Annotated in this window: 16 protein-coding genes and 1 riboswitch; of the genes, 15 read left to right on the forward strand and 1 reads right to left on the reverse strand. The window is 74.2% G+C overall.

Annotated elements, in window-relative coordinates:
- Positions 1 to 177 precede the first annotated feature (177 nt).
- The 9 genes from AC07FK_RS05150 to cobI all read left to right on the forward strand — a co-directional run bounded on the left by AC07FK_RS05150 (position 178) and on the right by cobI (position 13,019).
- Entirely contained in the window at positions 178 to 1,431 is a 1,254-nt protein-coding gene (locus AC07FK_RS05150) for an inorganic phosphate transporter (protein WP_479102710.1), read from the forward strand.
- Positions 1,432 to 1,449: 18 nt separating this feature from the next.
- Positions 1,450 to 1,674 (forward strand): hypothetical protein, encoded by a 225-nt coding sequence (locus tag AC07FK_RS05155; RefSeq protein ID WP_453403573.1) that lies wholly within the window; start codon positions 1,450 to 1,452, stop codon positions 1,672 to 1,674.
- A 176-nt stretch (positions 1,675 to 1,850) separates the two neighbouring features.
- Positions 1,851 to 1,926: riboswitch (cobalamin riboswitch) on the forward strand.
- A 129-nt stretch (positions 1,927 to 2,055) separates the two neighbouring features.
- Positions 2,056 to 3,036 carry a cobalamin biosynthesis protein gene (locus AC07FK_RS05160; protein ID WP_479102712.1) on the forward strand — a complete coding sequence of 327 codons (981 nt, stop codon included), beginning with the start codon at positions 2,056 to 2,058 and terminating at the stop codon, positions 3,034 to 3,036.
- An 8-nt stretch (positions 3,037 to 3,044) separates the two neighbouring features.
- The gene (locus AC07FK_RS05165) at positions 3,045 to 4,553 is read left to right on the forward strand and encodes a cobyric acid synthase (protein WP_479103893.1); all 1,509 of its coding nucleotides are present in this window, start codon (positions 3,045 to 3,047) and stop codon (positions 4,551 to 4,553) included.
- Entirely contained in the window at positions 4,550 to 8,251 is a 3,702-nt protein-coding gene (gene cobN / locus AC07FK_RS05170; protein ID WP_479102714.1) for a cobaltochelatase subunit CobN, read from the forward strand. The genes AC07FK_RS05165 and cobN overlap by 4 nt, the downstream gene beginning before the upstream one ends.
- Before the next feature lie 55 nt (positions 8,252 to 8,306).
- Entirely contained in the window at positions 8,307 to 10,322 is a 2,016-nt protein-coding gene (locus AC07FK_RS05175; protein ID WP_479102715.1) for a putative cobaltochelatase, read from the forward strand.
- Entirely contained in the window at positions 10,322 to 10,921 is a 600-nt protein-coding gene (cobO, locus tag AC07FK_RS05180) for a cob(I)yrinic acid a,c-diamide adenosyltransferase (protein WP_479102717.1), read from the forward strand. Before AC07FK_RS05175 ends, cobO begins: the two co-directional genes overlap by 1 nt.
- The gene (locus AC07FK_RS05185) at positions 10,915 to 12,261 is read left to right on the forward strand and encodes a cobyrinate a,c-diamide synthase (RefSeq protein WP_479102718.1); all 1,347 of its coding nucleotides are present in this window, start codon (positions 10,915 to 10,917) and stop codon (positions 12,259 to 12,261) included. Before cobO ends, AC07FK_RS05185 begins: the two co-directional genes overlap by 7 nt.
- Positions 12,258 to 13,019, forward strand: coding sequence for a precorrin-2 C(20)-methyltransferase (gene cobI / locus AC07FK_RS05190; RefSeq protein ID WP_479102720.1), 762 nt, complete (start codon positions 12,258 to 12,260; stop codon positions 13,017 to 13,019). Before AC07FK_RS05185 ends, cobI begins: the two co-directional genes overlap by 4 nt.
- 2 nt (positions 13,020 to 13,021) lie before the next feature.
- On the opposite strand, the gene AC07FK_RS05195 is transcribed toward cobI, so the two are convergent.
- A complete protein-coding gene (locus AC07FK_RS05195) occupies positions 13,022 to 13,789 on the reverse strand; it encodes a ZIP family metal transporter (protein ID WP_479102722.1) in 768 nt (255 codons plus the stop codon).
- An 86-nt stretch (positions 13,790 to 13,875) separates the two neighbouring features.
- Between AC07FK_RS05195 and cobM the strand changes: the two genes are divergently transcribed.
- The 6 genes from cobM to cobC are packed head-to-tail and all read left to right on the forward strand — an operon-like array spanning position 13,876 to position 20,502.
- Positions 13,876 to 14,745 carry a precorrin-4 C(11)-methyltransferase gene (cobM, locus tag AC07FK_RS05200; protein WP_479102724.1) on the forward strand — a complete coding sequence of 290 codons (870 nt, stop codon included), beginning with the start codon at positions 13,876 to 13,878 and terminating at the stop codon, positions 14,743 to 14,745.
- Complete coding sequence (gene cbiE, locus AC07FK_RS05205) at positions 14,742 to 16,019, forward strand: precorrin-6y C5,15-methyltransferase (decarboxylating) subunit CbiE (protein WP_479102726.1); 1,278 nt, start codon at positions 14,742 to 14,744, stop codon at positions 16,017 to 16,019. The genes cobM and cbiE overlap by 4 nt, the downstream gene beginning before the upstream one ends.
- Positions 16,016 to 17,935 (forward strand): precorrin-3B C(17)-methyltransferase, encoded by a 1,920-nt coding sequence (gene cobJ / locus AC07FK_RS05210; protein ID WP_479102727.1) that lies wholly within the window; start codon positions 16,016 to 16,018, stop codon positions 17,933 to 17,935. The genes cbiE and cobJ overlap by 4 nt, the downstream gene beginning before the upstream one ends.
- Positions 17,935 to 18,549: a precorrin-8X methylmutase gene (locus AC07FK_RS05215; RefSeq protein ID WP_479102729.1), complete on the forward strand. Its 615-nt coding sequence runs from the start codon at positions 17,935 to 17,937 to the stop codon at positions 18,547 to 18,549. Before cobJ ends, AC07FK_RS05215 begins: the two co-directional genes overlap by 1 nt.
- Positions 18,546 to 19,445 (forward strand): sirohydrochlorin chelatase, encoded by a 900-nt coding sequence (locus tag AC07FK_RS05220; protein WP_479102731.1) that lies wholly within the window; start codon positions 18,546 to 18,548, stop codon positions 19,443 to 19,445. Before AC07FK_RS05215 ends, AC07FK_RS05220 begins: the two co-directional genes overlap by 4 nt.
- On the forward strand, positions 19,429 to 20,502 hold the full coding sequence (gene cobC / locus AC07FK_RS05225; protein ID WP_479102733.1) for an Rv2231c family pyridoxal phosphate-dependent protein CobC: 1,074 nt from the start codon (positions 19,429 to 19,431) through the stop codon (positions 20,500 to 20,502). The genes AC07FK_RS05220 and cobC overlap by 17 nt, the downstream gene beginning before the upstream one ends.
- The last annotated feature ends 5 nt before the right edge of the window (positions 20,503 to 20,507 follow it).

Raw genomic sequence — 20,507 nt, forward strand, 5'->3', positions numbered from 1 at the left:
GGAGACCGGCCCGGGACCGCCGGGCCCCCGGAATGCCCGGTTCGGCGCCCTTCGGACCACAAGCGGAATCTCGACGAGCCGGTTCGGGTCACCACACCGCCGGGCCCAGTTCACCTTCCGTTCACCCAGGTTGCCTACGTTCCACGTGCCACTGACGTCAAACGATTGCCTGGGTAAATGGAACACATCACCTTGCTGCTCGCGATTGTGATCGTGACAGCTCTCGTGTTCGATTTCACGAACGGTTTCCACGACACCGCGAACGCGATGGCGACCACCATCTCGACCGGTGCCCTGAAGCCCAAGACGGCGGTGGCCATGTCCGCCGTGCTCAACCTGGTCGGCGCGTTCCTGTCCGTGGAGGTCGCCAAGACGATCTCCAGCGGCATCGTGACCGAAGAGGGCATCACACCCGAAGTGATCTTCGCGGCGCTGGTCGGCGCCATCCTGTGGAACCTGCTGACGTGGCTGATCGGCCTGCCGTCCAGTTCCTCCCACGCCCTGATGGGCGGCCTGGTCGGCGCCACCGTCGCGTCGGTCGGTTTCGGCGGCGTCAACGGCGGCACCGTCGTCACCAAGGTGCTGATCCCCGCGATCGCCGCCCCGCTCGTCGCCGGCCTCGCCGCGTACCTCGCCTCCCGGCTGACGTACCGCATCGGCCGCAACGCCGACCCGAAGGCGACCGCGAAGGGCTACCGCGCCGGTCAGATCACCTCGGCGGGCCTGGTCTCGCTGGCCCACGGCACGAACGACGCGCAGAAGACGATGGGCATCATCACGCTGGCGCTCGTCGCCGGCGGCATCCTCGCCCCGGGCTCGAACCCCCCGCTGTGGGTCATCGTGTCCGCCGGCGTCGCGATCGCGCTGGGCACCTACCTCGGCGGCTGGCGCATCATCCGCACCATGGGCAAGGGCCTGACCGACCTCCAGCCGCAGCAGGGCTTCGCCGCCCAGACCGGCGCGGCCAGCGTCATCCTCGCCTCCTCCAACCTCGGCTTCTCCCTGTCGACCACCCACTCGTGCTCCGGCGCGGTGATGGGCGCGGGCCTGGGCCGCAAGGGCGGCGTGGTCCGCTGGTCCACCGCCACCCGGATGTTCGTCGCCTGGGGCCTGACGCTCCCGGCCGCCGGTCTGGTCGCCGCGGGCTCGGAGTACGTGACCAAGCAGGGCGACTGGGGTGTCGCGGCCGTGGCCGCCTTCCTCGTCGGCTCGTGCGTCGCGATCTGGTTCATCTCCCGCCGTCAGGTGGTCGACCACACCAACGTCAACGACGTGGACGTGGAGGACGAGCCCGCGGGCGTCGTGACCACCGCCATGGCGGCCGTCAGCGTGCCGCCCACGGCCGGCGCCCTCGCCGCCGAGGACCTCAAGACCGCTATCCCGGCCCAGGCCGGCAGCTCCGCGGAGCCGGCCAGCCCGGCCGCGGTGTAAGGACAGGGACACAGCAGCATGAAGATCGACTGGGCAGCACTCGGCTCCGTGTTCGGCGTCAGCCTCCTGGCGACCGTCGCACTGGTGGGCCTGTTCACCCTCGGCATCGTGGGCCTCTCCAAGCAGGAGAGCGCCTCCGCCCAGGGCGGCGGCTCCGCCGCCCTGGCCCGCACCGGCGCGTACGCCTGCTTCGCGCTGTGCGCGGCGGCCGTGGCGTTCGGCATCTACCTGATCGTCGTCTGACACGCCGCCCGAATCCGGGCGAACCAGCACAGAGACCGCCCCGTCCCCGGCCCCTCGCGGCCGCCGACGGGGCGGTCTCTGTGTGCCTCAGCACACTCTCCCGCCGCAGGTCAACGGCAAGTTGACGGCGTTCGCGGAGCGTGGTGGACTTCCCGAGCCGAAATACGGCGGCACGAGAGGAAGCCCGGTGCGAAACCGGCGCGGTCCCGCCACTGTGACCGGGGAGCACGACTCCCCGGAAGCCAGGAACTCTCACCGCCGGTCACGTCGAACCAGGGCGCGGACCCTGAGTGAGGACATACCGCCATGCCTGGCTGCCGTTCCGTCATACCTGTGAGTACATGCACGACAGCGCTTCGAGGCGCATCGGCCGGCTGAGCCATGCGTGCCGATCGCATCTTCGCGTACGGCGCCACCGCCGGCCTGCTCGGCGACCTCGTTCTCGGTGATCCCCGCCGGGGGCATCCGGTCGCCGCTTTCGGGCGGGCCGCGGGCGCCGTCGAGTCCCTGCTGTGGCGTGACCACCGCGGGTGGGGCGCGGTGCACACCCTGGTGTGCGCCGGAGGCGCCGCCGGGGCCGCCGCGCTCGCCTCCCGCGCCGTACGCCGCTCCCCCGCCGCAGCCGTCGCGCTGACCGCCGCGGCCACCTGGGCCGTCCTCGGCGGTACATCGCTGCGCCGCGAGGCCAGGGCCGTGGGCAGCGCCCTGGAGGCCGGGGACGTCGAGGTCGCCCGCGAACGCCTCCCCCATCTGTGCGGCCGCGACCCGCAGGCCCTGGACGCCCAGCAGATCGCCCGCGCCGTCGTCGAGTCCGTCGCCGAGAACACCTCGGACGCCGTCGTCGGCGCGCTGGTGTGGGGCGCGGTGGGCGGTGTGCCGGGTCTGGTGGCGTTCCGCGCGATCAACACGCTCGACGCCATGGTGGGGCACAAATCGGCCAGGCACCTGCGCTACGGCTGGGCCTCGGCCCGCCTCGACGACGTGGCCGGCTGGCCCGGTGCGCGGCTGACCGCCGCGCTCGCGGTGGTCGCGGGCGGCGACCCGCACGGCGCGGTGCGGGCCTGGCGCGCGGACGCCGCCAAGCACCCGAGCCCCAACGCGGGCCCGGTGGAGGCCGCCTTCGCGGGCGCGCTCGGCGTACGGCTCGGCGGGACGCTCTCGTACGCGGGCCGGACCGAGCACCGGCCCGTGCTCAATGCCGGCGGGCGGCCCGTCGGCGTACCCGACATCGAGCGGGCGGCGCGGCTTTCGCGCCGCGTGGGGCTGCTCGCGCTGGCGGCGGCCGTCGGGGGGCGGCCGGCGCTCGGCGCGCTGCGACGCGCCGTACGCGCGGGCGCACGGAGAGGAAGGGGACGCGCATGAGCGGGTCACTGGGGGGCGGTCTGCTCGTCGCCGGGACGACGTCCGACGCGGGCAAGAGTGTGGTGACGGCGGGGATCTGCCGGTGGCTCGTGCGCCGGGGGGTGAAGGTCGCGCCCTTCAAGGCGCAGAACATGTCGCTGAACTCGTTCGTGACGCGCGAGGGCGCGGAGATCGGGCGGGCACAGGCCATGCAGGCGCAGGCCGCGCGGGTCGAGCCGACGGCGCTCATGAACCCCGTTCTGCTCAAGCCGGGCAGTGACCGCAGCAGCCAGGTGGTGCTGATGGGCAAGCCGGTGGGCGAGATGAGCGCCCGCGGCTACCACGGCGGGCGTCAGGAAGCGCTGCTCGGGACCGTGACGGACTGCCTGCGGGAGTTGCGGGGCAGTTATGACGCCGTGATCTGCGAGGGGGCGGGCAGTCCGGCCGAGATCAATCTGCGGCGTACCGACATCGTGAACATGGGCATCGCGCGAGCGGCCCGGTTCCCGGTGGTCGTCGTCGGCGACATCGACCGGGGCGGGGTGTTCGCCTCGTTCTTCGGTACGACGGCGCTGCTGAGCCGGGAGGACCAAGGACTGGTCGCCGGCTACCTGGTCAACAAGTTCCGCGGCGACGTCTCGCTGCTGGAACCCGGGCTCGACATGCTGGAGGGCCTGACGGGCCGGCGTACGTACGGAGTGCTGCCCTTCGCGCACGGTCTCGGCATCGACGAGGAGGACGGGCTCCGGGTGTCGCTGCGGGGCGCCGTACGGGAGTCGGTCGTCGCGCCGCCGGTCGGGGACGACGTGCTGCGGGTCGCCGTGTGCGCGGTGCCGCTCATGTCGAACTTCACCGACGTGGACGCGCTGGCCGCCGAACCGGGCGTCGTGGTGCGGTTCGTGGACCGGGCCGAGGAACTGGCCGACGCCGACCTGGTCGTGGTGCCGGGCACGCGCGGGACGGTGAAGGCCCTTCAGTGGCTGCGCGAGCGCGGGCTCGCCGCCGCGCTGGCGCGGCGGGCGGCCGAGGGCCGTCCCGTGCTGGGCATCTGCGGCGGCTTCCAGGTGCTGGGCGAACGCATCGAGGACGACGTCGAGTCGAGGGCCGGGACCGTGGACGGGCTCGGACTGCTGCCGGTGCGGGTGCGGTTCGCCGTCGAGAAGACGCTGGCGCGGCCCGTGGGCAGCGCGCTGGGCGAGCCCGTCGAGGGCTACGAGATCCACCACGGGGTCGCCGACGTGGTGGACGGCGAGCCGTTCCTGGACGGATGCCGGGTGGGTTCCGTCTGGGGCACGCACTGGCACGGTTCGCTGGAGAGCGACGCGTTCCGGCGCGCGTTCCTGCGCGAGGTGGCCACCGCCGCGGGGCGCCGCTTCGTACCGGCGCCGGACACCTCGTTCGGGGCGCTGCGCGAGGAGCAGCTCGACCGCCTCGGCGACCTGATCGAAGAACACGCGGATACGGACGCGCTGCTGCGGCTCATCGAGTCGGGCGCGCCCTCAGGACTTCCCTTCATCGCACCTGGAGCGCCCGCATGAGCACTGAGACCGAGAGCACCGAAAACACCGGGAACGGCCACACGGTGCTGCTGCTGTCCACCGCCGACACGGACCTGCTGGCGGCGCGCGCCTCCGGCGGCCCGTACCGGATCGGCAACCCGACCCGTATCGACCCGGCGCAGGACCTGCCCGCGCTCGTCGAAGGCGCTTCCGTGGCCGTCGTCCGCCTGCTGGGCGGCAAGCGCGCCTGGGAGGACGGGCTCGCCGCCCTGAAGGCGTCCGGGATTCCGACCGTGCTGCTGGGCGGCGAGAGCGTGCCCGACGCCGAGCTGATGGCCGAGTCGTCCGTGCCGGCCGGTGTCGTCGCGGAGGCGCTGCGCTACCTCGTCGAGGGCGGACCGGAGAACCTGGTCGAGCTGGCCAGGTTCCTGTCGGACACCGTGCTGCTCACGGGCATCGGTTTCGCCGAACCGCGGAAGATGCCCGAGTGGGGCGTACACGGGACGCGTTCGTACGACGACCGCCGTCCTACGGTCGGCGTGCTGTTCTACCGGGCGCACGAGCTGTCCGGCAACACCGCGTTCGTCGACGTGCTGTGCGAGCAGATCGAGGCGAAGGGCGCGAACGCGCTTCCCGTGTTCTGCGGTTCCCTGCGCAGTGCCGATCCGCAGCTGTACGCGGAACTCGGAAAGGCCGACGCGCTGATCGCGACCGTTCTCGCGGCCGGCGGCACGCGCGCGAGCGACGCGTCGGCCGGCGGGGACGACGAGGCGTGGGACGTCGGCGCGCTCGCGGATCTCGACGTGCCCGTGCTCCAGGGCCTGTGTCTCACCTCGTCGCGCGCGGCCTGGGAGGCGTCCGACGCGGCGCTGTCGCCGATGGACGCGGCGATGCAGGTGGCCATTCCCGAGTTCGACGGGCGGCTCGTCACCGTGCCGTTCTCCTTCAAGGAGCAGGACGGCGAGGGCGCGGCCGGCGTTCCCGTGTACGTCGCGGACCCCGAGCGCGCCGCGCGCGTCGCCGGCATCGCCGTACGGCACGCCCGGCTGGCGCACAAGCCGAACGCGCAGAAGCGGCTCGCGCTCGTGTTCACCGCGTACCCCACGAAGCACTCGCGCGTCGGGAACGCCGTGGGCCTCGACACCCCCGCCTCCGCGATCCGGGTGCTCGACGCCCTGCGCGACGCGGGGTACGCCGTCGAGGGCCACCCGGACAACGGCGACGAGCTGATCCACCGGCTCATCAACGCCGGTGGCCACGACGTGGAGTGGCTGACCGAGGAGCAGCTCGCCGCCGCGCCCGCGCGCGTGCCGCTCGCGGACTACCAGGCGTGGTTCGACGCGCTGGAGCCGGACCTGCGGGACGGGATGCTGGAGCACTGGGGCGAGGCGCCCGGGCAGCTGTACGTCGACGGGGACGAGATCGTGCTGGCGTCGCTCCAGTTCGGCAACGTCGTCGTGATGATCCAGCCGCCGCGCGGCTTCGGGGAGAACCCGATCGCGATCTACCACGACCCCGACATGCCGCCGTCGCACCACTACATGGCGGCGTACCGATGGCTGGAGAACAGCTTCGGCGCGGACGCGATCGTGCACATGGGCAAGCACGGGACGATGGAGTGGCTGCCGGGCAAGGGCCTCGGCCTGTCGGCGGGCTGCGGCCCGGACGCCGTCCTGGGCGAACTGCCGCTGATCTACCCGTTCATCGTGAACGACCCCGGTGAGGGCACGCAGGCCAAGCGGCGCGGGCACGCCACGGTCGTGGACCACCTGGTGCCGCCGATGGCGCGGGCGGACACGTACGGCGACCTGGCGAAGCTGGAGCAACTGCTGGACGAGTACGCGCTGGTGAGCGACCTCGACCCGGCGAAGGCGCCCGCCGTACGGGCGCAGATCTGGACGCTGGTGACGGCGGCCCAGCTCCACCACGACCTGCACCTCGACGAGCAGCCGGACGACGACGACTTCGACGAGTTCGTCATGCACATCGACGGCTACCTGTGCGAGATCAAGGACGTGCAGATCCGCGACGGCCTGCACATCCTGGGCGGCGCTCCGGAGGCCGAGGCGCGGGTGAACCTGGTCCTCGCCGTGCTGCGTGCCTCGCAGGTGTGGGGCGGCAAGGCCAACGCCCTGCCGGGGCTGCGCGCCTGCCTGGCGGAGCACTTCGGGCTGGTCGAGAAGGAGCTGCTGGGCGAGCCGGGCGCGCCGGTCAAGGTGCCGGACGGGCTGACGGCTCTGGTGGACGGTCCGGCGCGCACCGGCGCGGACGCGATCGACCTGCTGGAGCAGCTGTGCCGGCGGCTCGCGGAGGGCATGGAGGAGCGGCGCTGGGACGCGGCGGAGGCCGCCGGTCTGGTGGGCGAGGTCCTGGGCGTCGAACTGCCGGACGCCGTGGCCGTGCTGCGGTTCGCGTGCGACGAGGTGGTGCCGAGGCTGGCCCGTACGACGGACGAGATCGGCAACATCCTGCACGCGCTGGACGGCGGTTACGTACCGGCCGGGCCCTCGGGGTCGCCGACGCGCGGCCTGGTCAACGTGCTGCCGACCGGGCGCAACTTCTACTCCGTCGACCCGAAGGCGATCCCGTCGCGGCTGTCGTGGGAGGTCGGGCAGGCGCTGGCCGACTCGCTGGTGGCGCGGTACCTGACGGACACCGGCGACTACCCGAAGTCGGTCGGCCTGACGGTGTGGGGCACGTCCGCGATGCGCACCCAGGGCGACGACATCGCGGAGATCCTGGCGCTGCTGGGCTGCCGGCCGGTGTGGGACGACGCCTCGCGGCGGGTGACCGGCTTCGAGATCGTGCCGCTGGACGAACTGGGACGGCCGCGCATCGACGTGACGGTGCGCATCTCCGGTTTCTTCCGGGACGCGTTCCCGCACGTGGTGGGGCTGATCGACGACGCGGTGCGCGCGGTGGCCGAACTGGACGAGCCCGCCGACCGCAACTTCGTACGGGCGCACGCCGACGAGGACACGGCGGAGCACGGCGACCGGCGGCGCGCGACGGCCCGCATCTTCGGCTCGAAGCCGGGGGCGTACGGCGCCGGTCTGCTGCCGCTGATCGACGCGCGCAACTGGCGCTCGGACGCGGACCTGGCCGAGGTGTACGCGGTGTGGGGCGGCTACGCGTACGGGCGCGGCCTGGAGGGCAGGGCCGCCCGCGGTGACATGGAGACGGCGTTCCGCCGGATCGCGGTGGCCGCGAAGAACGTCGACACCCGCGAGCACGACCTCGTCGACGCGGACGACTACTTCCAGTACCACGGCGGCATGGTCGCCATGGTGCGGCACCTGACGGGCGAGTCCCCCGAGGCGTACGTGGGCGACAGCGCGACGCCGGACCAGGTGAAGACCCGGACGCTGGGCGAGGAGACGCACCGCGTCTTCCGCGCGCGCGTGGTCAACCCCCGGTGGATGGCGGCCATGCGCAGGCACGGCTACAAGGGCGCCTTCGAGATGGCCGCCACGGTGGACTACCTGTTCGGGTACGACGCGACCGCGGGGGTCGTCGACGACTGGATGTACGAGAAGTTGTCGAGCGAGTACGTCTTCGACCCGGAGAACCGGGACTTCATGAAGAAGTCCAACCCGTGGGCGCTCAGGGGCATCACGGAGCGGCTCCTGGAGGCGGCCGAGCGCGGGCTGTGGGCCGAGCCGGACGCGGACACGCTGGAGCGGCTGCGGGCCACGTACCTGGAGCTCGAAGGCGACCTGGAAGGGGACGACGCGTGAGCGGGCCGCAGTGCGTTCCGGGTGCCCTGAACCAGCTTGAAGTGGAGGCTTCCTCTTGAGTACGCCGTACCCCTTTACCGCCATCGTCGGGCAGGACGACCTGCGGCTCGGGCTGCTGCTGAACGCCGTCTCGCCCGCCGTCGGCGGTGTGCTCGTGCGCGGCGAGAAGGGCACCGCCAAGTCGACCGCCGTGCGCGCCCTGGCGGCGCTGATGCCCGAGGTGGCGGTGGTCGCCGGGTGCCGGTTCTCCTGCGACCCGGGCTCCCCCGACCCGGCGTGCCCGGACGGGCCGCACGAGGCGGGGGGCGGAGTGTCGCGCCCCGCGCGGACGGTCGAGCTGCCCGTCGGCGCCTCCGAGGACCGGCTCGTCGGCGCGCTCGACATCGAGCGGGCGCTGTCCGAGGGCGTCAAGGCGTTCGAGCCGGGCCTGCTGGCCGACGCCCACCGCGGGATCCTGTACGTCGACGAGGTCAACCTGCTGCACGACCACCTGGTCGACCTGCTGCTTGACGCCGCCGCGATGGGCGCGTCGTACGTCGAGCGCGAGGGCGTGTCCGTGCGGCACGCCGCGCGGTTCCTGCTCGTCGGGACCATGAACCCCGAAGAGGGCGAGCTGCGGCCGCAGTTGCTGGACCGGTTCGGGCTGACCGTGGAGGTGTCCGCCTCGCGGGACACCGATCAGCGGGTGGAGGTCGTACGGCGCAGGCTCGCGTACGACGACGACCCCGCCGGGTTCGCCGCGCGGTGGGCGGGCGAGGAGGCGGCGCTGCGGGCCCGCATCGTGGCCGCGCGGGCGCTGCTGCCCGAGGTGCGGCTCGGGGACGGGGCACTGCGGCAGATCGCGGCCACGTGCGCGGCCTTCGAGGTCGACGGGATGCGCGCGGACATCGTGATGGCCCGTACGGCGACCGCACTGGCGGCCTGGGCCGGGCGCACCGACGTACTGGCCGAGGACGTACGGCAGGCCGCGCTGCTCGCGCTGCCGCACCGGCGGCGGCGCAACCCCTTCGACGCGCCGGGGCTCGACGAGGACAAGCTGGACGACACGCTGGAGCAGAACAGCGGGTCCGACGAGGACGATCCCGATCCGGATCCCGACGGGCCCGGCGGAGGCGGCCGGCCGCCGCAGGGGGACGGTGACGATTCGCCCGGGACGGCGGACGGGGACGAACCCGGTGAGGCCGAGCCGGACGCCGGCGAGGGGCAGCACGCGCCCGCGGGTTCGGGGGGCGAGCAGGCCGCCGCGCGGGCCGGGGAGCCGTTCCGTACGAAGACGCTGAGCGTGCCGGGTCTCGGCGAGGGGGCGGCCGGGCGCCGCTCCCGGGCCCGTACCGAGCACGGCCGCACGACCGGGGCCCGCCGGCCGCGGGGCGCGCTCACCAAGCTGCACCTCGCGGCGACCGTGCAGGCCGCCGCCCCGCACCAGCGGGCGCGGGGGCGCAGCGGGCCCGGTCTGGTGGTGCGGCGGGACGATCTGCGGCAGGCGACGCGCGAGGGGCGGGAGGGGAACCTGGTGCTGTTCGTCGTGGACGCGTCCGGTTCGATGGCCGCCCGGCAGCGGATGAGCGCGGTCAAGGGCGCGGTGCTGTCGCTGCTGCTGGACGCGTACCAGCGGCGGGACAAGGTCGGGATGGTCACGTTCCGGGGGAAGGACGCGGAGCTCGTGCTTCCGCCGACGTCGTCCGTGGACGCGGCGGCCGTCCGGCTGGAGACGCTGCCCACGGGCGGCCGTACGCCGCTGTCCGCCGGGCTGCTGAAGGCGCACGACGTGCTGCGGGTGGAGCGGATGCGCGATCCCTCGCGGCGGCCGCTGCTCGTGGTCGTGACCGACGGGCGGGCGACGGGCGGGCCGGAGCCGGTGGCGCTGGCGGCGCGCGCGGCCCGGCTGCACGAGGCGGAGGGCGTCGCCTCGGTGGTCGTGGACTGCGAGTCGGGTCCGGTGCGGCTGGGGCTGGCCGGCGACCTGGCGCGCGAGCTGGGCGGCACGGCCGTCACGCTCGACGAGCTGCGGGCCGACAGCATCGCCGGGCTCGTCAAGGACGTACAGGAAACCAACAGGAGGGCGGCCTGATGCCGCAGGGACAGCCGAGCGTCGTACCGGACGACGGACTCACCACGCGCCAGCGCCGCAACCGGCCGCTGGTCGTCGTGCACACGGGGATCGGGAAGGGCAAGTCGACCGCCGCGTTCGGGCTCGCGCTGCGCGCCTGGAACCAGGGGTGGCCGATCGGGGTGTTCCAGTTCGTCAAGTCGGCGAAGTGGAAGGTCGGCGAGGAGAACGCGCTGAAGGTGCTGGGCGCGAGCGGCGAGGGCGGGTCCGTCGCCTGGCACAAGATGGGCGAGGGCTGGTCCTGGGTCCAGCGCGACGCGCAGCTCGACAACGAGGCGGCGGCGCGCGAGGGGTGGGAGCAGGTCAAGCGCGACCTGGCCGCCGAGACGTACAAGCTGTACGTGCTCGACGAGTTCGCGTACCCGATGCACTGGGGCTGGGTGGACACCGACGAGGTGGTCGAGGTGCTGCGGGACCGGCCCGGCACCCAGCACGTCGTGATCACCGGGCGCAACGCCCCGGAGAAGCTCGTCGAGGCCGCCGACCTGGTGACGGACATGTCGAAGGTCAAGCACCCGATGGACGCGGGCCAGAAGGGGCAGCGGGGCATCGAGTGGTAGCACGTCTCGTCGTCGCCGCGCCGTCGTCGGGCAGCGGGAAGACCACCGTCGCGACGGGGCTGATGGCCGCCTTCGCGGCCGCCGGGCTCGCCGTGTCGCCGCACAAGGTGGGGCCCGACTACATCGATCCCGGGTACCACGCGCTGGCCACCGGCCGTCCAGGGCGCAACCTCGACGCGTACCTGTGCGGTACGGAGCTCATCGCGCCGCTCTTCGCGCACGGTTCGGCCGGGTGCGATCTCGCCGTCGTCGAGGGCGTGATGGGCATGTACGACGGGGCCTCGGGCCACGGCGAACTGGCGTCCACCGCGCAGATCGCGAAGCTGCTGCGGGCGCCGGTGGTGCTGGTGGTCGACGCGTCGTCGCAGTCGCGGTCGGTGGCGGCACTGGTGCACGGTTTCGCCTCCTGGGACCCCGAGGTGCGGATCGGCGGTGTGATCCTGAACAAGGTGGGGTCCGCGCGGCACGAGGAGTTGCTGCGGGAGGCGCTCGACGCGTCGGGCGTGCCGGTGCTGGGCGCCCTCCGGCGCGAGCGTCAGGTACGGACGCCCTCGCGGCACCTGGGCCTCGTCCCGGTCGCCGAGCGGCGGGCCGAAGCGGTCGACGCGGTCGCGGCGCTGGCGGAGCAGGTGCGCGCGGGCTGCGACCTGGAGGCGCTGCTGGCGCTGGCGCGCAGCGCGCCGGAGCTCGGTGCGGACGCCTGGGACCCCGCGGCCCGGGTCGGCGGCGCGGTGAGCGGGCGACCGGTGGTCGCCGTCGCCTCCGGGCCGGCGTTCACCTTCTCGTACGCCGAGCACGGTGAGTTGCTGGCCGCCGCCGGCGCGGAGGTCGTGCCGTTCGACCCGCTCCGGGACGAGGCCCTGCCCCCGGGGACCCGTGGGCTCGTCGTCGGCGGCGGGTTCCCCGAGGTGTACGCCCCGGAGCTGTCCGGCAACGAGCCGTTGCGCGAGGCCGTCGCGCGGCTGGCCCGGTCGGGGGCGCCCGTCGCCGCGGAGTGCGCGGGGCTGCTGTACCTGTCGCGGTCCCTCGACGGGCAGCCCATGTGCGGGGTGCTCGACGCCGGGGCGCGGATGTCGGAGCGGCTGACCCTGGGGTACCGCGAGGCGGTCGCCGTGTCGGACAGTTCGCTGGCGGCCACCGGAACGCGGCTGCGCGGCCACGAGTTCCACCGGACCGTGATCGAGCCCGGGGCGGGAGCGGCTCCGGCGTGGGGGATGCACCTGCCGGAGCGGCGGGTCGAGGGGTTCGTACAACTGGGTGTGCATGCGAGTTATCTGCATACCCACTGGGCTGCCGAGCCAGGGATGGCCATGAGATTTGTCGAGAGGTGTGCGGGATGAGCGGGTTGAGTGGCGTGGAGGGGCCGGTCACCAGGCTGACCGGTGTCGGAGTCGGGCCCGGTGATCCCGAGCTGGTGACCGTCAAGGGCGTCAACGCCCTGCGGGACGCGGCCGTTGTGGTCGTACCGGTGATGGACAGCGGCGAGCGCGGGCGGGCCGAGGCGACCGTGCTGCACTACGTCGACGCGGCGAAGATCGTCCGGGTCGTCTTCGCACTCAACGAGCGCGAGGACCGGGCGCGGCGCGAGGCCGCCTGGGACGCGGCGGGCTCCCGGGTCGCCGAACTCCTGCGGGAGCACGGCTCGGTGGCGTTCGCGACGATCGGTGACCCCAACGTCTACTCGACGTTCACGTATCTCGCGCAGACGATCGCCGGGCTGGTGCCGGGGACGGAGGTCGTGACCGTGCCGGGCATCACCGCCATGCAGGATCTCGCCGCCCGCAGCGGGGCCGTGCTCACGGAGGGGACGGAACCACTGACGCTCGTTCCCGTGACGGCCGGGGCCGGTGTGCTGAAGGAGGCGCTGGAGGGCCCGGGAACCGTCGTGGCGTACAAGTTCGGGCGGCTCGCGGGCGAGGTGGCGACCGCACTGCGCGAGACCGGGCGCACCGAGGACGCGGTGTGGGGCTCGGCGCTCGGGCTGCCCGAGGAATCGATCCGGCCCGCTTCCGAGCTGGCGGAGGGCGGGTCCCTGCCGTACCTGTCCACGCTGATCGCGCCCCCGCGGCGCGACGGCGGTCGCGGGGGAAAGTTGTGAGTTCAGCCCGCGATGCCCACCACCAGCCAGACGAACGCCACCCCCGCGACCGTGCACAGCAGGGTGGAGCGGGCGGGGTGGTCGTGGTGGGCCTCGGGCAGGATCTCGGCGGCCGCGAGGTAGAGCAGCGCGCCCCCGAAGAAGCCCAGGTAGCTGCCCAGAAGTTCCCCCGGAAGGGTGAACAGGAGAGTGGACGCCGCACCGACCACCGGGGCCAGTGCGTCCGCGAACAGCATCGCCACGGCCTTGCGGCGCGCGTTCCCGTACAGACTGGTGAGCGTGTACGTGTTGAACCCGTCGGCGAAGTCGTGGGTGACGACGGCGAGCGCGACGGTCGTCCCCATGCCCTCGCCGACCTGGAAGGCGGCGCCGATCGCGATGCCGTCCAGCAGGCTGTGCCCGACCATCGCGCCCGCGGCGGTCAGTCCCACCTGAGGGACTCGTCCGCCCGTCGCCGGTCCGTCCCCGGTGGACACGCTCCCCGCTTCGGGGAGGTGCGCGCCGTGCGCCGCCCGGCGTACGGCGAGCAGGCGCTCCACCAGGTGCGCCACCAGAAAGCCGCCGACGAACAGCAGAAGGGCCCGCGGTACGCCGAACACCTCGCCGCCCGCGGCCTCCAGCGCCTCGGGCAGCAGTTCCAGTCCGACGACGCCGAGCATCAGCCCGCCGGCCAGTCCGAGGACGAGGTGGCGGCGGTCCGTGACGCGCAGCGCCACCCAGCCACCGAAGAGTGTCATGAGGAACGCGCCGAGCGCGACGAACACCGCCATGTGCTCTTGCTAGTCGATTGACCCCCTGCCGCGCACATCCGTGATCACCCCCGCTGCACCCCCGAATCCCGAGAGGACCCCCACTCATGGCCGATGCCCCCACCGGCAAGGTGACCTTCGTGGGCGCCGGCCCCGGCGCCGCCGACCTGCTGACCTTCCGTGCCGCACGCGCCATCGCCGACGCCGACGTGGTGATCTGGGCGGCGAGCCTCGTCCAGGCCGAGATCCTGGAGCACGCGCGCGAGGACGCCGAGATCCTGGACTCCGCCGCCATGTCCCTGGAGGACGTGGTGGCGGTGTACGAGCGGGCGCTGCGGGACGGGCTGAAGGTGGCCCGCGTGCACTCCGGCGACCCCGCGCTGTGGGGCGGCACGCAGGAGCAGGTCGACCGGTGCGACGCACTCGGCCTGGACGTCGAGATCGTGCCGGGCGTCTCGTCCTTCTCGGCGGTCGCCGCGATCGCGCGGCGCGAGCTGACGATCCCCGAGGTCGCTCAGTCCGTGATCCTGACCCGGCTCGGCGGCGGCAAGACGCCGATGCCGCCCGGCGAGGAGGTACGGGAGTTCGCGCGGCACGGCACGACGATGGCCGTCTTCCTCTCGGCGGCCCGCTCGGGGCAGCTGACGGCGGAGCTGCTGGAGGGCGGTTACCCGACCGACACCCCGGTCGTCATCGCGTACCAGGTCACCTGGCCCGAGGAGTTGGTGCTGCGCTGCACCATCGCCACGCTGGAGGAGACGGTGAAGGAGCACAAGCTCTGGAAGCACACGCTCTTCCTGGTGGGGCCCGCCCTGGCCGCCTCCGGCACGCGCTCGCACCTCTACCACCCGGGCCACTTCCACGGGTTCCGCCGGGCGGACCGCGCCGCGCGGGCGGCGCTGCGCGCGGAGCGGCAGTCGGCGGAGGCGGGCACGGGATCCGGCGCGGAACCGGCGGCGGGAAGGTCCGGCTCATGATCACTGTCTTCGGCACGGGGACGGGTGCCCCGCTCGGCACCGACGCCCGGACGGCGCTCGACGCCGCCCGGCTCGTCGTCGGCGGGCGGCGGCACCTGGACGCCGCCGGGCTGCCGGACGGCACGGCCCGGGTGGTGCTGGGGCCGCTGGCGCCGGCGCTTGACGCGGTCGCGGAGCACCTGGCCAAGGCGGCTGCGGACGGCGCGGACGCCGGGGTCGTGGTGCTGGCCTCCGGCGACCCGGGGTTCTTCGGGATCGTACGGGCGCTGGCGGAACGGTTCGGCGCGGACGCCCTGGACGTACGGCCGGGCTCGCCCTCGGTCGCGGTGGCGTTCGCGCGCCTCGGGCTGCCGTGGGACGACGCGGTGGTCGTGAGCGCGCACGGGCGCGAGCTGCGCACCGCCGTGAACGTGTGCCGGGCGCACCCGAAGACGGCCGTCCTGACCGGGCCCGGCGCCGGACCCGGCGAACTGGGCGCGGCCCTCGCCCGTACCGGCGTCCCGCGCACCCTCGTCGTGGCGTCGGCGCTCGGCGACGCGGACGGGGGCGAGAGCGTCGAGCGCCTCACGCCGTCGGAGGCGGCGGCGCGCGACTGGCCGGCCGCGGTCAGCGTCGTCGTGTGCCTCGACGCGGCGCGCACGCTCGCGCCGGCGCAGCGGACGGTCGCCGGGCGGGGCCCCGGACCGGCCGGCTGGGCGCTGGCCGAGGCCGCGTTCGAGCACCGCGACTCGATGATCACGAAGTTCGAGGTACGGGCGCTGGCGCTCGCCAGGCTCGGCCCGCGCCTGGGCGACCTCGTGTGGGACATCGGGGCCGGTTCGGGTTCCGTGGCCGTGGAGTGCGCGCGGCTGGGGGCGGCGGCGATCGCGGTGGAGAAGACCTGCGACGGCGTGGAGCGCGTCCGCGCGAACGCCGCCGCGCACGGGGTCGACGTACAGACCGTGCACGGAGCGGCGCCGACGGTGCTGTCCCAACTGCCCGAGCCCGACGCGGTGTTCGTCGGCGGCGGCGGGCGGGAGCTGCCCGCCATCGTGGCGGCGTGCGCGCGCAGGGCGCGGCGCACCGTCGTGGTCGCGCTGGCGGCGCTGGACCGGGTCCCGGCGGTACGGGCGGCCCTGGCGTCCGCCGGGTTCGAACCCGAGGGCGTACTGCTGCAGTCGTCGCGTCTCGCGCCGCTGCCGGGGGACGTCACCCGGCTCGCGGCCGCCAACCCTGTCTTTCTGCTGTGGGGCCACCGCCCCGCGGATCCGGCAAGTGAAGGAGCAGTTCAGTGATCGGCCTCATCTCCGCCACGGCGGCAGGCGCCGTGGCCCGCGACCGGCTGGCCGCGGCCTGGCCCGGCCGTGCACGGGTGTACGACGGCCCGGTGCGGGAAGCGGTCGGACGCGCCTTCGCCGAGTGCGACCAGGTGGTGTGCTTCCTCGCGACGGGAGCGGTCGTACGGCTTCTCGCCCCGCTCCTCGCGGACAAGGCGTCCGACCCGGGTGTGGTCTGCGTCGACGAGGCGGGGCGGCACGCGGTCGCGCTCCTCGGCGGCCACGGCGGCGGTGCGAACGAGCTGGCGCTCGCGGTGTCGGACGTCCTGGGCTGCGACCCGGTGATCACGACGGCCACGGACGCCACGGACATACCCGGCCTCGACACGCTGGGCTGGCCCGTCGAGGGCGCGACGGCGGCCGTGACGCGGGCGATCCTGGACGGCGCACCGGTCACGCTGGCGGCGGACGCGGTGTGGCCGCTGCCGCCCCTGCCGGCGAACGTCACGCGCGCGGACGACGCCGCGACGCCGGTGGCCGGCGGCTCGCGGGCGTCCGGCGCCGGAACGCCGGAGAAGACCGGTGCGGGTCACGCCGGCGAGGACGCCGTCGGCATGGCGGAGGCCGCCGCGGTCGCCGCCGTGCCGGTGGGCGGGCTGCCGGGGGCCATGGCCGCCACCGTCGCCGCCGGCGTCGTCGCCGAGGCCGCCGCGGCCGAGGCGGCGCGGGAGGCGCACGACGCACCCGCCGTGGTGCGCGTCAGCGACCGGGTGCTCGGCATCGGGGAGCGCGAGGTCGTGCTCCGACCGCCGTCGCTGGTCGTCGGGGTGGGCGCCAGCAGGGGCGCGCCCGCCGACGAGGTGCTCGCCCTGATCGAGCGGAGCCTCGCGGACGCCGGACTCTCGGCGCGTTCCGTCGCCGCGCTCGCGACCGTGGACGCCAAGGCCGACGAGGCCGGGATCGTGGAGGCGGCGGCCCGGCTGGGTGTGCCGCTGCGGACGTACGCCGCCGACGAGCTGGCCCGCATCGACGTCCCGAACCCCTCGGGGGCGCCGCTGGCCGCCGTCGGCACACCCTCCGTCGCGGAGGCCGCCGCGCTCGCCGGGGGCGGTGAACTCGTCGTACCGAAACGCAAGTCGGCGCCCGAGGGGCGGGCGGCGATGGCCACCTGCGCCGTCGTGCGCCGCAGGCCGCGCGGCCGGCTCGCGGTCGTCGGGCTCGGGCCGGGCGCCCGTGACCTGCTGACGCCGCGCGCCCGCGACGAGATCCGGCGGGCCTCGGTGCTCGTCGGACTCGACCAGTACGTGGACCAGATCCGGGACCTGCTGCGACCTGGTACGCGCGTGCTGGAGTCGGGGCTCGGCGCCGAGGAGGAGCGGGCCCGTACCGCCGTCGCCGAGGCCCGCGCCGGGCACGCGGTCGCGCTCATCGGGTCGGGGGACGCGGGCGTGTACGCCATGGCCTCGCCCGCGCTCGCCGAGGCGAGCGACGACATCGACGTCGTCGGCGTACCGGGAGTGACGGCGGCGCTCGCCGCCGCCGCGATCCTGGGCGCGCCGCTCGGCCACGACCACGTGTCGATCAGCCTGTCCGACCTGCACACGCCGTGGGAGGTCATCGAACGGCGGGTACGGGCCGCGGCGGAGGCCGACATCGTCGTGACGTTCTACAACCCCCGCAGCCGGGGCCGCGACTGGCAGCTCCCCAAGGCGCTGTCGATCCTCGCGGAGCACCGCGCGCCCACGACGCCCGTCGGCGTGGTGCGCAACGCCTCGCGACCGGACGGAACAAGCCGCCTCACCACGATCGCCGCGCTCGACCCGGCGACCGTCGACATGATGACCGTCGTGGTCGTCGGCAACACCGCCGCCCGCGAGATCGCCGGCCGCATGGTGACACCGCGCGGCTACCGCTGGCAGACGGAGGGTTCGTGATGACGACGGACAGGATCGTGCACCCCATCGAGCAGGAGTCCTTCCGGCGCCTGCGCTCGCGCCTCGACACGTCGCACTTCGCGCCGCTGACCCGGGCCGTCGTGGAGCGGGTCATCCACTCGGCGGCGGACCTGGAGTACGCCACCGATCTGGTCTGCGACGAGCGCACCCTGGAGGCCGCGCACGCCGCGCTGCACTCCGGCGCGCCGGTCGTCGTGGACGTGGAGATGGTCGCGGCGGGCATCACCCGGCGCGAGACCGTGTGCCGGCTGAAGGAGGCGAAGGCGGGCCCGGAACTGACCCGCAGCGCCCACGCGATCAGGCTGGCGTACGAGCAGGTGGGGCCCGGGGCCCTGTGGGTGATCGGCTGCGCGCCCACCGCGCTGGAGGAGCTGCTGCTCCTGGACGCCGAACCCGCGCTCGTCATCGGCCTGCCCGTCGGCTTCGTCGGCGCGGCCGAGTCCAAGGCGGCACTGCGCGAGAGCGGTCTGCCGGCTGTCAGCAACGTGTCGGAGAAGGGCGGTTCGGCGGTCGCGGCGGCGGCCCTGAACGCCCTGCTCTACACCCCTCTCGCGCGCCACACCCCCACCCCCCTCACCAAGGAGAACGCGTGACCACCGCGCCCGCACTGCTCATCGCCGGCCACGGCACCCGGGACGAAGCCGGGGCCGGAGCCTTCCGCGACTTCGTCGGGGAACTGGGCCGGCGCCATCCCGAACTGCCCGTCGCGGGCGGCTTCATCGAGCTGTCCCCGCCGCCGCTCGGCGACGCGGTGGCCTCGTTGGTCGAACGCGGCGTCTCGCGCTTCGCGGCCGTTCCCCTCATGCTCGTCTCCGCCGGTCATGCCAAGGGCGACATACCGGCCGCGCTGTCCCGCGAGAAGGAGCGCCACCCGGGGATCTCGTACACCTACGGCCGTCCGCTGGGCCCGCACCCGGGTCTGCTGGCCGTGCTGGAGCGGCGGGTCGACGAGGTGCTCGGCGAGGTGGACCGGTCGGACGTGACGGTGCTGCTCGTGGGGCGCGGCTCGACCGACCCGGACGCCAACGCGGAGGTGCACAAGGCCGCACGACTGTTCTGGGAGGGACGGGGGTACGCGGGTGTGGAGACCGCGTTCGTGTCGCTCGCCGCGCCGGACGTGCCGAGTGGACTCGACCGCTGCACCAGGCTCGGGGCCCGGCACATCGTGGTCCTGCCGTACTTCCTCTTCACCGGGATCCTGCCGGACCGGGTGAAGGAGCAGACGCGGGACTGGGCCGACGCGCACCCGCAGACCCAGGTGCGCTCGGCCGATGTGATCGGCCCCACCGAGGAGTTGATGGACCTCGTGATGGAGCGCTACCGGGAAGCCGTGAAGGGGGACCTGAGGATGAACTGCGACTCCTGCGTCTACCGCATCGCCCTGCCCGGTTTCGAGGACAAGGTGGGGGCGCCGCAGCAGCCGCACTTCCACCCGGACGACGACGGACACCACCATCACCACCACGGCAGCCATGCACACGCCCACTGACACCGGCGCGCAGGTCCCGGCGCACGATCTGCGGCACCACGGGGACGCCGAGGTGCGGGAGGGCGATCTCACCGATCTCGCGGTCAACGTACGGGCCGGCACTCCCCCGGCGTGGCTGAAGGCCCGTATCGCCGCCTCCCTCGACACGCTCGCGGCCTACCCGGACGGGCGGGCCGCGCGCGCGGCGGTCGCGGAACGGCACGGGCTGCCGGTGGAGCGGGTGCTGCTGACGGCCGGCGCGGCGGAGGCGTTCGTGCTGCTCGCGCGGGCGCTCGCGGTGCGGCGGCCCGTCGTCGTGCACCCGCAGTTCACGGAGCCGGAGGCGGCGCTTCGGGACGCAGGGCACGAGGTCGGGCGGGTGCTGCTGCGGGAGCGCGACGGCTTCCGGCTCGGCCCGGACGACGTGCCCGAGGACGCGGACCTGGTGGTGATCGGCAATCCGACCAACCCCACGTCGGTCCTGCACCCGGCGCAGAGCATCGTCCGGCTGGCGCGTCCCGGGCGGACGCTGGTGGTCGACGAGGCGTTCATGGACGCGGTGCCGGGCGAGCCGGAGGCCCTGGCGGGGCGCACGGACGTGCCGGGCCTCGTGGTCCTGCGGAGCCTGACGAAGACGTGGGGCCTGGCCGGCCTGCGCATCGGTTACGTCCTGGCGGCGCCGGAGACCGTAGCGGCGCTGGAGCGGGCCCAACCGCTGTGGCCGGTGTCGTCGCCGGCGCTGGCCGCCGCCCAGGCGTGCGTCGCTCCGGCGGCGCTCGCGGAGGCCGCGCGGGCCGCGCACCGGGTGGCGGAGGACCGGGCGCATCTGCTGGCCGGTCTGGCGGAGTTCGAGGAGGTGCGGGTCGTCGCGGGGGCGGAGGGTCCGTTCGTCCTCGTACGGATGGACCGGGCCGACGAGGTACGGGTACGCCTGCGGGGACTGGGCTTCGCGGTGCGCCGGGGGGACACGTTCCCGGGCCTCGGTCCGCGCTGGCTGCGCCTGGCCGTGCGCGACCGCGCGACGACCGGCCGCTTCCTCCAGGCCCTGGACCAGGCACTGACCCTGGTCGGGCGCTGAGTGCG

The organism is Streptomyces sp. NPDC046122 (genome assembly GCF_056429965.1).